The organism is Klenkia marina, from assembly GCF_900101025.1.
Classification (GTDB): Bacteria; Actinomycetota; Actinomycetes; order Mycobacteriales; family Geodermatophilaceae; genus Klenkia; species Klenkia marina.
On the sequence record NZ_FMUH01000002.1, the window covers coordinates 567,288 to 580,967 of the forward strand.

The following is a 13,680-nucleotide window of genomic DNA, read 5'->3' on the forward strand; positions in this document are numbered from 1 at the left end:
GTGGCGACCGTCGCCGGGCACGACGTCGTCCGGTGCGGGCCACGGTTGGCCGTCGTCGGCCCGGGCGAACCGGTGGACGTCGACGCCGCGCTCCGCCAGGTGGCCGAGGCCCTCGCCGCCGACCCCGCGCAGGCCGACCTGGCCGAGGCCCTCGCCGACGGCATGCGCACCGGCACGGTGCCCTACGTCCAGGTCGGGGCGGGCCCGAACGGCGCTCCCGTCGCCACCGAGCTGCCGACGACCCCCACCTGGCAGCCGGGCCAGGACGAGACCGGCGTGCCGCGACCGGCCGTGGACCCGGCCCGCTACACCGACCCGGGGACCGCGGAGGCCGACGCCCTGCGCGACGCCCACCGGGTGGCCGGTGGCGACGTCGCCGGCTGGGTCGGCGCGGTCAACCCGCACCTGGCCGACCACCCGCTGGGGACGGCGGAGGCCGAGCAGTGGGCCAACAACTGCGGCGAGTGCGCCCGCCGTGTGGCCGACGCCGTCCAGGGGCTGGCCATGCGCCCGGCCTGGGGCGACCCGCAGCGGGGCGAGTACGCCGAGATGTGGGCTTGGACCGGCGGGGCGCCGACCGCGCAGGCGGTCGCGCCCGCGCCGGTGCCGCCCACCGACGGCTCGCCGGTCGCCGACGACACGAGCGCGTTCACCGCCGACGTCTGGGCCGACCTGGAGGGCCGGCTGCGCGGTGCCCCGGTGGGCACCGTGGCGGTCGTCGGCGTCGACTGGCACGTGCCCGGACTGCCCCGCGGGCACGCCGGCGGGCACTGGTTCAACGCGGTCGTGACGAGCCAGGGGCTGCTCTGGGTCGACGGCCAGGACGGGACGGCGACCGGGTGGCCGCCGTCCTACCCGCACGGCATCTGGCGGGGCGAAGCGATGGTTCGGCGGCCCGGTGCCGCCTGGGAGGGAGTGGACCTTGCCGCAGGACGAGGTACCGGGGACGACGCAGCCGGGGTCGGCGGTGCCGGGCACCCCGGAGCAGGCGGTCGCGGCGACGCTGGCCTGGACGGGGACCGACGACCAGGCGACCGAGGGGACGTGGGAGGCGCACCCGTTCCGGGACGCCTGGCTGGTGACGCGGCCGACCCCGCGGCGGGGCGCGCCGGTGATCATGGTGCGCGGCGGTCGGGTCCGCCCGGTGCACCTGGCGCGCGAGAGCCTGGAGCAGGCCTGGGAGCAGCTGGCCGGCCAGGGGAGCTGACCCCCGCGCAGGTCCTGGAGGAGGCTGCTCCCGATGCGGCCGACACGCTCGGCGACCACCTCGCCTCGCTGATCGAAGGGGAACCCGACGGTGCCCGACGCCCCGACCTACTGGGAGGTCCGCCGCGGGACCCCGCCCGAGCTGACGAGCCTCTACGTGGTCCCGCCGGACCCGTCGGCGACCGTGCTGTGGAACAGGCGGACGGCGACCTGGGACAACGCGCCGGAGATCGTGGACCGGGCGCTGACCCGGGAGTGGGCGGAGGACGCCGGCCAGGTGCGACGGGTGGACCGGACGCGGGCCGAGGAGCTGGCCCGCGAGCTGGGGACGACGCTGCCGCAGGGCTGAACCCCGGGCCGGGTCCGGGCGGGGTCGAGACCGGTGTCCCGCGCGACGAGGTCGAGCCCGACCGCTACCTCTCACCCGGCCCCGACGTCGCCGAGGCGTTGGCCCGCGCAGTCCCGGCCGACCCGCTGGTGGGGCTGGCGAACTGGCTGCCGCTGGTCAACCCGCTGCTGCGCACCCTCGCGCCGGCGTCCGCCGCCGTGCAGGCCTGGGCCAACAACTGCGGTGACTGCGCGCGGGCCGTCGCCGACATCCTCCAGGGCATGGGCATCCGGCCGGCGCTGGGCGACGGCCGCGTGCCTCCCGGCGAGGTCGACGAGGTGTGGTCCTGGACCGGCAGCCAGCCCCTGCAGCGGCTGACGGCGGCACCGGATGCCGATCACGACGCCTTCACCACCGAGGCCTGGTCGGCCCTGGAGGCCGACCTGCGGGACCGCCCGGTGGGCACGGTCGCGATCATCGGGGTGGACTGGCACGACGCCGACCTCGGCCCGGACGGTGGTCACTGGTTCAACGCGGTCGTCACCGGCGAGGGGGTGCAGTGGGTCGACGGCCAGTCGGGGGAGACGTCGGCCTGGCCACCGGGCTACCGGCGGCAGGTGTGGCAGGTGGAGGCGGCCGTCCGTGAACCGGGCGGCCCGTGGACGGGAGCAGAGCTTGACCGAGCAGCAGCAACCGACGGACGGCTCCCCGCAGGAGGCGCTGACCGAGGTGCTCCGGTGGCTGGGGACCGATCCCGCGCAGCAGGACCCGACGCGCTGGGAGGTGCGTCCGTTCCGGGACGCGTGGTGGGTGGCGCCCCGACCCCGTCAGCGGGGCGACTCGGCGTACCTGGTGCGCCGGGGGACGGTCGCGCCGGTCCCGTCGAACGGGCAGGTGCGGGCGGCGGACGTGCACGAGGAGCTGGTGACCCGGCAGGGCTGAGCCCCGAGGCAGCCGCACGGTCCGAGGACCTCGTCCGCCTGGCCGAGCAGGCGACCTCGCCGGACCCGTTGCAGCGACGACGGGCCGCCCGGGTCGCCGCCGAGCTGCTCCCGCTGCTCGGCCTGGCCGAGGGGCGCTACGCCGACGGCGACCGCACCGGGGGCTCGCCGGACTTCGACGACCTGGTCGCCCGGTTGCCGGTCGACGCCCGACGCGCCGTCGCCGTGCTCGGCCTGGTCGCCGACCCCCGGATGCTGCCCAGCGGCCTGCCCACGGCGGGGACGGCCGCGGTCAAGGTGGGGTTCGGTGGGGTGCTCGCCGCGCTCACGTCGGGCGCGACGGCGATCGGCGTCGGCGCCGTCACCGGGGACACCGCGCGCATCACGGGTGGGGTGCTCTCGGCGGTCGCCGGGGTCGCCGGGCAGATCGCCGCCGCCCTCGCCGACCGCCGGCTGGCCCGCCTCGCCGAGCTGCTGCGGGCCGCCGACGACGTCCGTCGGGGTCTGCCGCCCGACGCGGTCGCCGTGCACGACCGCGCCGTCGAGGACGCCCTGCGCCGGGCGCGCGCCGACCAGTCCGCGGCCCACGCCGCCGACGCCGCCACCGCGGCCCTCGCCGAGCTGACCGGGCAGCCGGCGACCCCGGCGCGTCCGGGTGCCCGGGCGCTGAGCACCCTGCAGCAGCGACTGGAGTCCCTCGGCCAGCAGACCGGGCCGGGCCGCACGACCACCCCCACCCGCGCCACCCCAACCCGCGCCGACTCCACCCGCGCCGAGTCCGACCGTGCCGACCAGGCCGCCGCCGACCGGTCCGCGACCGAGCAGGGGCTGCCCGTCGACGCGCCGGGTGCGCGACCGGCCCCCACGCCTGCGCTGCGCGCCTGGGTGGGCAAGGCGACCGCCGGTGCCGGCACCGCAGCCGTCGTCGGCGCCGTCGGCTTCGCCGTCGCGGCCGCACTGGGCTTGGCCGGCTCCCCGGTGACCACGCTGGTCCCCCTGCTGGCGGCCGTCGTCGGCGCCGGGCTGAGCGCCACGCTCGAGAACCGGCAGGCGCAGCACAAGGCCGGCCTCGAGGCCGAGCGGACCGCCCTGGAGGAGGCCCGTCGTCGGGCCCGGGCCGCCGCCGAGCAGGACGCCCGGTCGGCCGCGGACGCCGCGGCGGGGCGGCAGCTCGACGTCGAGGCACGCGCGGCGGCCCGCCGGGCGGCCCGGCTGGACGCGCTCCTGGCCGACGTGGCGGCGGGCGGGTCCGGCCGGTCGGCCACGGCGGCGACCACGGGCACGACCGACCCGACCACCGACCCGACCACCGACCCGACCACCGACCCGGCCACCGACCCGGACGCCGCTGCCGGGTCGACCACCGACCAGCTCACCCCGGGCCCGCGGTCCGGCCCGGTCGACCCCCGCAGCCTGAGCGCCGCCGACCGCGCCCGGGTGGCGGACCTGCGGGAGGCGCTGCAGGCCGTGGAGCACGCCCGTGGACGCCGCCGCACCGCAGCGGTCGCCAGGGCCCGGCAACTGGCCACCGCGATGGGGCTGGAGAGCGCGCCCGTGCTGGACAGCGACCCCGACGCGCTGGGCTGGCCGCACCGCCGCGCCGTGCTGGACGAGGCCGTGCAGCTGCGCCTGGCCGCACTCGACGAGCTGCCCACCGCGGTGCCCGCACCCAGCTGGGCCGTGGCCAAGGGGCTGGCGTCGTCGCTGGTGCCCTCGCTGGCGGCCACCGCCCTCGGGGTGGGCACGATGGGGATCGCCCCCGCCGTCGGGCTCGCCCTCGGTCCGGTCGCGCTGGCCGTCTCCGTGGCGCTGGCCGAGCGCGCCGCCGCGGTCACCAAGGAACAGGGCAAGCGTCCCGGCAGCCGGTGGTCCCGGGCCGCCACCGAGCAGCTCGACGCGGCCCGGACCGAGCGGCGGGCCGAGCACGACGCCGCCCGGGCCGAGCTCGCCGCGCAGCAGGCCGAGAACAGGCGGCGCGAGCAGCTGCTCGCCGACGTCGCCGCGGCCGGTGTGCGGCAGCGGCTGCTGGGGGTCCGCCGCCCGCCCCGTCCGGCGAGCCCGGAGCCGCCGCCGGCGTCGACCACGGTGGAGGAGACGACCACCCCCGCGGTGAGCGCCCCGGCCTCAACGGGCCAACCACACCCGCTGACCGCCGTCGGGCGGATGCTCGCGCCCTCCCTGGCGGTCGCCGCCGGGGCGGGTGCCCTGATGGTGACCGGCACCTCCATGACCCCGCTGGAGCTGCTCTCCCCGGAGGCGTGGCGGGCCCTGGCGGGCCCGGCGCTGCCGATCGCGGTGGGGGCCGCCGGGGCGATGACCGGCGCGGCGCTCGCGCTCGTCGCTGCCGGCGCCGACGTCGCCGCCGGCCGCTCGACCTTCGACAACGAGGCACTGCGGGCCAAGGCCGTCGACCTCCGGCGGGCACGGTGGGCCGGCATCGACCTCGCCCCCGAGCAGGCCGCGCTGCACCGCACCCGTGAGCGCGCCCGGACCCGGGCGCTGGCCGCGCAGGCCGACCTCGCCGCGGCGCGCGACCGGCTCGACGGCCGTGCGGCCCGGTCGGGTCGCCCGGCCGCGCTCGAGCTGCTGCTGGACCGTGCCGCCGCGGTGGTGGCGGCGGTGGAGTCGGCGCTGGGTCGGCTGCCCGGTCTCGGCGGCCACACCGTCCGGACGCACGACACCGCAGCCCCCGACCGGGACCTCGCCGCCTCGGCGCAGGACCCGACCGCCCGCGAGCAGCACCCCGCTGCCCGGGCGCGGGACGTCGCCGTGTTGGCCCGCAGCACCGAGGAGCTGGCGGGGACGGTCCCGGCCGACCGGACCGAGCGCGTGCGGGCCGTGGTCGAGGAGGCCCGCCGACTGGGCCTGCTGGACGCCGGACCCGACCGCGCCCGGCTGCGCACCACGCTGCCCCCGGCCCTGGCCACCGTCTCGGCCGCGCTGGTCGGTGCGGGGTCGGCCGTGGCGGCGACGCTGGCGGAGACGGCACAGGACGAGGAGTTCCTGCGCTGGGTGCGCACCATCGCGAACGCGACCGGGTGGTGGCCGGAGGAGACCTGCGACTGCCCGCCCGGTGTGCCCTGCACCTGCCGCGGCCAGGTCGGGACCCCGCCGGCGTCGACCCCGCCGTCCCCGCAGGCTCCCGCGTCCCCGTCGGCCCCCGCGGCACCCCAGGCCCCGGCCGCGCCGCAGGCCCCGGCCGCGCCGCAGGCTCCGGCCGCGCCGCAGGCCCCGGCCGCGCCGCAGGCTCCCGCGTCCCTGTCGGCCCCCGCGGCACCCCGGGTCCCGGCCGCGCCGCAGGCTCCCGCGGCACCGCCGGTCCCGCCGACGTCCGGGCGTCCGGCCACCCCGTCGCGACCGCCGCTGCCCTACTCGCCGCCGCCGGCCCCGTCGTCCCCGGCCGGCGCGGTCGGCACCGCGGTGGACCTCGACGTGTGGCCCGACGGCATCGGCCGCACGCTCGCCACGGTGGTCACGGTCGTGGCCCCGGGTGGCGCAGCCGTCGACCTGCTGGCTCGCTGGGTGGAGCCGGGGCGCGGCGGTGGGGCGGTGCTGGTGCTGTCCGACGTCCCCGGCGGCGCGTTCTGGTGGGGCGTCCCCGTGGCCGTCACGCAGGCCGTCGAGCAGGCGGTGGCAGCCCTCGGCGTGCCGGAGCACCGCCTGCCCGGGGCCGTCGTCGTCGGGGAGCGGGGTGGCCCCGAGGGCGGCCTCAGCGAGCTGCCGGTCGTGCTGGGCCCGGGGCCGGTGCGGCTGGTGCCCGGGCGCGGCCCACGCCTGCTCCCGCCCGGTGAGGCGGAGTCGGCCCGCTCCGCGTTGCGGCTGCGCGCCGTGCCCGACCTGCTCGGCCGGCTGCGCCAGGTGCTCGCCGGGCGCTGAACCGCGCACGCCCGACGAGGACGGCGATCAGGGTCGGGCGAGGTCCAGGTAGGCGCAGTGGTGGGCCAGCAGCAGCGGCAGGTCGTCCACCACCACGGCGACCGCAGCCAGCAGACGGTCGTGCGTGGGGGGCGGGGCGTCGGGACCGTCCTCGCGCACGAGGGAGAACTCCGCCGCGGCCCAGAGGTCGGCCAGCACCGCGGTGTCGTCCCAGCGGTTGGCGGCCACGTCGGGCAGCTCCAGCACCGGCCACCCGGGCACGCCGAGGGCCGTGGTGCCCGGTGCCGAGCCCGAGCCGATGCCGACCAGCAGCGGGCGTGCCCGCAGCCGGTGGGCGAGGGCCTCGAGGGTGGCGGGGTCCTGCCCGGTCGGCGGGACCCGGACCAGCAGCGACCGCGCCAGCAGGCCCTCGACGACCGCCGACGGGTCGGCCACCCCCGCTGCCGCGGCGTGCGCCAGGAGCCGCTCGGCGCCGGCGAGCGGGTCGTCGCCGGGTACCCCGTGCGCGAGGTCCCAGACCAGGGCCTCGTCGAGCCCGAGGCCCAGCCGCTTCCAGCCCAGCCGCACGGTGCCGACGACCGGCTGCGGCACGGTCTCGGGTCCCAGCCGGAACCCGACCGGCAGCACCCGCGCCCCCGGGCTCACGCCGCACCCGCCGCGGGCAGGGCCAGGTCGACGTAGGCCGCGGTGGTCTGCAGCAGGGCCGGCAGCACCGCGACGACGTCGGCGAGCAGCAGGTCCGGGTCGACCGCCCGCGGGTCGGGCAGGCCGTCGGCGGCGTACCCCGCGGCGTGCCAGCCGACCGACGTCCACAGGTCGCCGAACAGCGGGCCCCAGGCCCAGACGTCGCGCACCGCGCGCGTGGTCTGCACGACCGGACGACCGGGGAGCCCCACGTGGTGCGCGGCCGGCTGGTCGGCCACCTCGCCCAGCCCCAGCACCAGCGGGTGCAGCGTGTGCGCCCCCGCCCACGTGCGGCGGCCGTCGACGGTGTCGGTCAGCTCGCTGACCGCGCCCAGGGCCCGCAGCTCGGACCGCCCGGCGTCGACGTCGGCGTCGGTGAGGCCCCACTGCCGGGCCAGGTCCTCGGCCCCGTGGCCGTCGCGGTGCGCGGCGTCCCACAGGTGCAGCGCGGCCCCGCCCAGCTGCACCGTCTGCCCGGCGAGCTGCACGAAGGCCTGCGCCGCCCGGGGGTCGTGCTCCAGGGAGAGGTCGTACACGGCGAGCCGGCGCCCCAGCGGGACCACCAGCGGCCCGCTCACGGCACCGGCCGCACGCCGTCGCGGGGGACGTCGAGGTACAGCACCTCGGCGGCCAGCAGCTCGGGCAGCCGGTGCACCAGCCGGTCGAGCACGGCGGCGGGGTCGTCGCCGGGGATCGCCGAGGCGCCGGTGAGGCCGGTCGCTGCGGCGTCGAGGTCGGGGAAGAGGTGGGCCCAGGCCCAGATGTCGAAGGCCTCGGGGTCGAGCTCGGCGACCGGCGACATCCAGGTGCCGACCACCCGGCCGCCGTCGTCGGTGGGCAGGGTGCCGACGCCGAGGGGCTGCACCCGGTGGGCGCGGGCGAAGGCGAGCCGCCCCTCGGGGGTCTCCTCGACCCGCACGAGCAGGCCCCGGGCCACGAGGTCGTCGACCAGCGCGGGGTCGAGGTCGGCGGTGGGGTGGCCCACGGCGAGCTCCCAGGTGACCCGCTCGACCTCGCCGACGAGCTTCGGGGTGTCCCACCCGACGCGCACCACGTGGTGCCGGGCGAAGGCACCGATGGACGGGTAGAACGGGCCCATCGCGTGGCCGACCCGCAGCAGCAGCGTCACGGGGCGACCCCCCAGGTGTCCAGGCAGGCCGCGTTCGTGCCCAGCAGGGCGTGCAGGCCGGTGAGGATGCCGGTGAGCAGCTCGTCGGGGTCCACCAGACCGGGGTCGGTGGCGCCGACCCGCGCCGACACCGCCGCAGCTGCCTCGCACGCCCGCCACAGGCTGCTCTCCATGTGCGCCCACTGGAAGAGGTCGTAGGTGGTCGAGCTGCCCACGGCGAGCAGCCGGTCGGGCCGGCCCATGCGGTAGACGTGCGGGGACTGGTGGGTGTTGCCCAGGCCCATCGTGAGGGGCAGCAGGCGCACGGCGCCGGCGAGGGCGTGGGCCGAGGGCGTGCCCGGGACGGCCCGGGCCAGCAGCCCCCGCTCGAGCAGCGCGTCGACGTGCCCGGCCGCGCCGTCGACCTCGGCGCGCTGGGCCGCGGCCAGCAGACCGGCGGGCCCCCAGGGGTCCGTGCCGCCGGCGGGGTCGCTGTGCGCCATCGACCAGAGCGCGAACTCCTCGGGGCCCAGCTCCTCGACCGCGGCGCCCAGCCGCACCTCGACCACCGGGCCGGCCGGACCCACGCCCAGGCACTGCCCGATCGGCAGCACGAGCTCGGCTGCGTCGGGTGGGCTGTCGTCGGCGCTGGACATCGAGGCGACCCTATCGCCGTCGGCGCCCCGCCCGCCCGCGGCGCGGTGTGCCAACCTCGAGCGGTGACCAGCGCACGCCGTCCCCCCGTGATGGAGACCCGCAAGGTGCTGGCCGCGGCGCGGCCACCGGTCGGGCCGGGGCCCAGCACGGCCGCGGTGCTGCGCGGCTGGTCACGGGTGCGACCGCCGCTGCCGGTGGTGCTCGCGGCCGTGCTGCTGCTGGTGGTGCCGCTGGCGCTGCTCGCGGTGGCCGTGCGCTACGCGGTGTCGATCGCCGGGGGTGACTGGCCGCTGCTGGGCAAGCTCGTCGGCGGCTTCCTGCTCTGCGGGGTGCTGGTCATGCTGGCGGCGCTGGCCTTCCGCGGCGTGAAGCGGGTGGTGCACCTCGGGTCGTTCTCCGAGGGGTTCTTCCCGGCCCGGCTGCTCACCATCGCCTGCGTGGTCACCGGCCTGTTCCTGGTGAAGTACGTGCTGGTCGACGGCGAGCCGACGGACCCGACGATGGTCGTGCCGTTCGTGGCGCTCGCCGTCGCCTGGGCGCCGTGGCCGCTGCTGCTCACCACCTCGGCCCAGGCCTGGCCCCGGCGAGTGCGGCTGCGCTGGTCGCGGCCGGCCCGTGACGTCGAGGAGGCCGGGCTGCTCGCGCTGCTGGCGCCGCACCCGTGCCGCGGCGGACCGCCGCCCGCGCGGTACGCGGTGGACCCGGTGCTGGCCGAGACGGGGTCGGGCTGGCGCGTGCACGGCACCTGCCCGTGGTGCGGGGCACCGGTCGACGCCACCGCCCGGGGCGCCGAGGTGCCGGGCGAGGGCGTGGGCGGCGGCGACCTGCACGCCCTCGCCCGCCGGGTGACCCCGCCCGAGGGCGAGCAGCCCGACGTCGCGGCCCGGTGCGACGACGTCCAGCTCGCGCTGCTGCGGAGCCGGTCACTGGTGGGCGTCGCCGTCCACGAGCGGTTGCTGGCCCTGGTGCCCGAGGGCGCCGACGTCGTGCCGGCGCGGCTGCGCACCGGCACACCGGTGCCGCTGATGACGCCGGAGACCGCGTTCGGGCGCGCGGAGCTGCAGCAGGCCGCCGAGCGGCACCGCGCGTTCCTGGCCGCCGCCGAGGCCGAGGTGGCGCGCCGCCGTCGCGGCTGAGTCGTGGGTCGGCGGCGCGCGTCAGCGGGTGGCGCGGATGTGGGTGCTGGTCTGGGACAGCGGGTCCCAGGCGTCGGGGTGCTTCTGGCCGGTGTCGACCACCCAGCCCGGGGTGCGGGCGGCGGTGCGCGCGGAGGTCGTCGACCCTCGACCGTCGGCGGGGTGGGCGCTCAGCTTGACGATGAGCGCGAGCAGCCCGACCAGTGCCAGGAGCACACCACCGATGATCAGGAGCGTCGACGTCATGGCATCGACGCTAGGTGACCGACCGGTCCGTCGCCCCGACAGATGTCACCGAACATCACCGCGCAGTCGCTGTGGGTATGCCAATCTCGACCCCACCCGTCCCACGGGTCCCGGCCATCACCGTGCGGTCGGCAGCAGGGCGGACAGGGCGTCCCAGCGGCTGATGGCGCACCCGTCGGTGCGGGTGAACGTCGCCCGCACCGGTTGCCCGGCCACGGTGCCGCTGACGTCGGCGGTCTGCGGGCCGTCGTACTGCTGCGTGCACACCGCGCCCGGGTCGGGGGTCGCGAACCCGGCCGGCCCGACCGCGTCGACCTGGGCGCACGCGGCCGCGGGGTCGGCGACGTCGCCGGCGGGCGGGTCGCAGGTCAGCGTGCTCGTGACCGTGTCCCCGGACCCGTCGAGGTCCAGGACGACGGTCAGCTGCGTCCCCCCGCTGCTGGCCGACGGTGCGGCGGTCGCCCCGCTGCCCCCGCCGTCCCCACCGCCCTGGCCGTCGCCGCCGTCGCCGGCCCCGCAGCCGGCGAGCAGCAGCAGGGCGCCGAGCCCGAGCGCGGCCCGCCTCACGGCGCGCGGTCGAGCAGGTCGGCCAGCACGCGGGGCAGGACGTCGTCGGGCACGGCCTCGGGGTCGGGCAGCGCCTCCAGGGCCAGGCCGTTCGTGAGCGCGATGAGCACGAGGGTCAGCCTGCCCGCGTCCCAGCCGGTGTGCACCGGGTGGTCGGCCAGGAACCGCTCGACGACCTCGCAGACGCGGGCCCGCAGGTCGCGCCGGGAGGCGACGAACGCCGCCCGGGCGCCGGGGTCGCGCACGGCCCGCTGCCAGAACTCGAGGTAGAGCAGCTGCCAGGCCGGGTCCCGGGCGGTCAGCTCGGTGCCGACGGCGGCCAGTGCCCCGGGCAGGTCGGCGGTGCCGGCCAGGGCGCGCTCGACGGCGGTCACCCGGGCGGCGACCTCGGCGTCCATGAGCGCGAGGAACAGCTCGTCCTTGCTGCCGAAGTTGGAGTAGACGGCGCCCTTGGTGAATCCCGCCGCCGCGGCCACCTGGTCGGTGCTGGCCCCGGCGAAGCCGCGCTCGGCGAACACCGCGCGCGCGGCCTCAAGCACCCGCGCCCGCACCTGCTCGCGGCGCGGTCGGGTGCGCACCGTCACGTCGTCCGGGCTTGCCTCTCCCACGACGCGGAGCATACTCGTCGGTATCGGATACGCACCGGTATCGAGGAGAGATCGATGAGCCAGCACGGACTGCACGAGGCGCCCCGCCGGGAGCTGCTGCCGGGGGTGACCCGCCGGGCCGCCGTCCTGGTGGTCGGTGTCCTGCTGCTGCAGCTGGGCTTCGTGCTCAGCTACGTGGGCGCGTTCCACTCGCCCACCCCCCGCGACGTCCCGCTGGCCGTGGTCGCCCCCGCCGGGGCGCCCGCCGGCACGGCCGACTCGCTGGTGGCCCAGCTCGACGGGTTGCCCGGCGGCCCGGTCGACGCCACCGCCTACGACACCGAGGACGCCGCCCGGCAGGCGCTGGGCGACCGCGACGTCGACGGCGTGCTGCTGGTCGGCTCCGGCACCGAGGACGCCCTGCTGGTGGCCGGCGCCGAGGGGGGCGCGGTGACCAGCGCGCTGGAGCAGGTGCTCACCCAGGTCGAGGGCGCCCAGCAGCGCACGCTCACCACCACCGACACCATCCCGGCCGGGGACGGCGACGCCCGTGGCCTGTCGGCGTTCTACCTGGCCGTCGGGTGGGTGGTCGGCGGCTACCTGGTGGCCTCGATCATCGGCATCAGCGCCGGGTCGCGACCGCTCACCCGCGGCCGAGGCGCCACCCGGCTCGGCGCGCTCGGGGTCTACTCGCTGGTCAGCGGCCTGGGCGGCGCGATCGTCGCCGGGCCGGTGCTCGGCGCGCTCGACGGCGGGCACCCCCTCGCGCTCACGGCGTTCGGCGCGCTGCTGGTCTTCGCCGTCGGCGCATTCACCATGGCGCTCCAGGTCTGGACCGGCCTGGTCGGCATCGGGCTGGCCATCGTGCTGTTCGTGATCCTGGGCAACCCCAGCGCCGGCGGTGCCTACCCCGCACCCCTGCTGCCGCCGTTCTGGTCGGCCATCGGCCCCTGGCTGCCGCCGGGCGCCGGCACCGGCGCGGTGCGCGGCATCGTCTACTTCAGCGGCGCCGGGGTGGCCCAGGCCTGCTGGGTGCTGGCCGCCTACGCGGTGGTCGGGGTGCTGGCCACGCTGGTCGGCTCGGGCCGCGTCACGGCCGCCGAACCGGAGCCCGTCGAGACCGTCGACGTCCGGGTCTGACTTACAGCGCGACGGGCAGGCCGGTGTACATCTCGGCCAGCTCGCGCGCCGCGGCCTCCGAGCTGCACACCCGCTGCAGCTGCGAGAGCTGGAGCTGGGCGTCGAAGTCGTCGCCGTGGGTGTGCAGCATCGAGGTCATCCACCACGAGAAGTGCGTGCACCGCCAGACCCGGGCCAGCGCCTTGTCGGAGTAGGCGTCGACCAGGTCGGTCTCCTTCTCCGCGAGCAGCCGCACCAGGGCCTGGGCCAGCAGCGTCACGTCGGCGACCGCGAGGTTCAGGCCCTTGGCGCCGGTGGGCGGCACGATGTGCGCGGCGTCGCCGGCCAGGAACAGCCGGCCGTGCCGCATCGGCGAGGACACGAACGAGCGCATCGGCAGGATCGACTTCTCGGTCACCGGGCCGGTCTGCAGCTCCCAGCCCGGCAGCGCCATGCGGGTGGCCAGGGCCTCCCAGATGCGGTCGTCGGACCAGTCCTCGATCTTCTCGGTGGGGTCGACCTGGATGTAGAGCCGCGAGACGCTCGGCGAGCGCATCGAGTGCATCGCGAAGCCGTCGGGGTGCCAGGCGTAGATCAGGTCGTCGGTGCTGGGCGCGACGTCGGCCAGGATGCCCAGCCACGCGAAGGGGTAGGTGCGCTCCCACACCGTGCCCTGGGTGGCCGCGGTGACGATCGGCCGGGAGACGCCGTGGAAGCCGTCGGTGCCCGCGACGACGTCGCACTCGAGCACCTGGGCCACGCCGTCGGCGTCGGTGAAGGCGATCGAGGGGGAGTCGGTGTCGACGTCGCGGGGCTGCACGTCGGAGACCTCGAACAGCAGGGGCGGGCCGTCGTCGAGCTGGGCGGCGATGAGGTCCTTCACGACCTCGGACTGGCCGTAGATCCACACGTTGCGCCCGCACAGCTCGGGGAAGTCCAGCTTGTGCCGGGTGCCCGGGTACTGCAGGTAGATGCCGTCGTGCTCGAGGCCCTCGCGGTCGAGCCGGGCGCCCATGCCGACCTCGCGCAGCGTGTTCACCGTGTGCTGCTCGAGGATCCCGGCCCGGATGCGCGCCTCGACGTAGTCGCGCGAGCGGTTCTCCAGCACGACCGACTCGATGCCCTGCACTGCGAGCATCCGCGACAGCAGCAGCCCGGCCGGCCCGGCCCCGATGATCCCCACCTGAGTACGCACGCCGCCGAGTGTGACCACGGTGACGTCGGG

The 13,680-nt window shown here is 77.8% G+C and carries 11 protein-coding genes; 3 read left to right on the top strand and 8 right to left on the bottom strand.

What is annotated here, in order from left to right:
* Positions 1-6,351, top strand: coding sequence for a toxin glutamine deamidase domain-containing protein (locus BLP29_RS21760; protein ID WP_092802091.1), 6,351 nt, complete (start codon positions 1-3; stop codon positions 6,349-6,351).
* 27 nt (positions 6,352-6,378) lie between these two features.
* On the opposite strand, the gene BLP29_RS07875 is transcribed toward BLP29_RS21760, so the two are convergent.
* Genes BLP29_RS07875 through BLP29_RS07890 form a run of 4 tightly spaced genes read right to left on the bottom strand, consistent with a single transcriptional unit; the run spans position 6,379 to position 8,799 of the window.
* The gene (locus BLP29_RS07875; protein WP_092802092.1) at positions 6,379-6,996 is read right to left on the bottom strand and encodes a hypothetical protein; all 618 of its coding nucleotides are present in this window, start codon (positions 6,994-6,996) and stop codon (positions 6,379-6,381) included.
* Positions 6,993-7,613: a hypothetical protein gene (locus BLP29_RS07880; RefSeq protein WP_092802093.1), complete on the bottom strand. Its 621-nt coding sequence runs from the start codon at positions 7,611-7,613 to the stop codon at positions 6,993-6,995. The genes BLP29_RS07875 and BLP29_RS07880 overlap by 4 nt, the downstream gene beginning before the upstream one ends.
* A complete protein-coding gene (locus BLP29_RS07885) occupies positions 7,610-8,164 on the bottom strand; it encodes a hypothetical protein (RefSeq protein ID WP_092802094.1) in 555 nt (184 codons plus the stop codon). The genes BLP29_RS07880 and BLP29_RS07885 overlap by 4 nt, the downstream gene beginning before the upstream one ends.
* Positions 8,161-8,799, bottom strand: coding sequence for a hypothetical protein (locus BLP29_RS07890; protein ID WP_092802095.1), 639 nt, complete (start codon positions 8,797-8,799; stop codon positions 8,161-8,163). Before BLP29_RS07890 ends, BLP29_RS07885 begins: the two co-directional genes overlap by 4 nt.
* A gap of 63 nt (positions 8,800-8,862) precedes the next feature.
* Here BLP29_RS07890 and BLP29_RS07895 point away from each other — a divergent pair, with 63 nt between their 5' ends.
* Positions 8,863-9,936 (top strand): hypothetical protein, encoded by a 1,074-nt coding sequence (locus BLP29_RS07895; protein ID WP_133379083.1) that lies wholly within the window; start codon positions 8,863-8,865, stop codon positions 9,934-9,936.
* Between the two features lie 21 nt (positions 9,937-9,957).
* Here BLP29_RS07895 and BLP29_RS07900 read toward each other — a convergent pair whose 3' ends face one another.
* The 3 genes from BLP29_RS07900 to BLP29_RS07910 all read right to left on the bottom strand — a co-directional run bounded on the left by BLP29_RS07900 (position 9,958) and on the right by BLP29_RS07910 (position 11,327).
* Positions 9,958-10,182 (bottom strand): hypothetical protein, encoded by a 225-nt coding sequence (locus BLP29_RS07900; RefSeq protein WP_092802097.1) that lies wholly within the window; start codon positions 10,180-10,182, stop codon positions 9,958-9,960.
* 117 nt (positions 10,183-10,299) lie between these two features.
* Positions 10,300-10,749, bottom strand: coding sequence for an SSI family serine proteinase inhibitor (locus BLP29_RS07905; RefSeq protein ID WP_165839324.1), 450 nt, complete (start codon positions 10,747-10,749; stop codon positions 10,300-10,302).
* The gene (locus BLP29_RS07910) at positions 10,746-11,327 is read right to left on the bottom strand and encodes a TetR/AcrR family transcriptional regulator (RefSeq protein WP_207798373.1); all 582 of its coding nucleotides are present in this window, start codon (positions 11,325-11,327) and stop codon (positions 10,746-10,748) included. The genes BLP29_RS07905 and BLP29_RS07910 overlap by 4 nt, the downstream gene beginning before the upstream one ends.
* A gap of 84 nt (positions 11,328-11,411) precedes the next feature.
* On the opposite strand from BLP29_RS07910, the gene BLP29_RS07915 reads away from it, so the two are divergent.
* Complete coding sequence (locus BLP29_RS07915; protein ID WP_092802102.1) at positions 11,412-12,476, top strand: ABC-2 transporter permease; 1,065 nt, start codon at positions 11,412-11,414, stop codon at positions 12,474-12,476.
* A gap of 1 nt (position 12,477) precedes the next feature.
* On the opposite strand, the gene BLP29_RS07920 is transcribed toward BLP29_RS07915, so the two are convergent.
* Complete coding sequence (locus BLP29_RS07920; RefSeq protein WP_092803123.1) at positions 12,478-13,650, bottom strand: 4-hydroxybenzoate 3-monooxygenase; 1,173 nt, start codon at positions 13,648-13,650, stop codon at positions 12,478-12,480.
* Between the last annotated feature and the right edge of the window lie 30 nt (positions 13,651-13,680).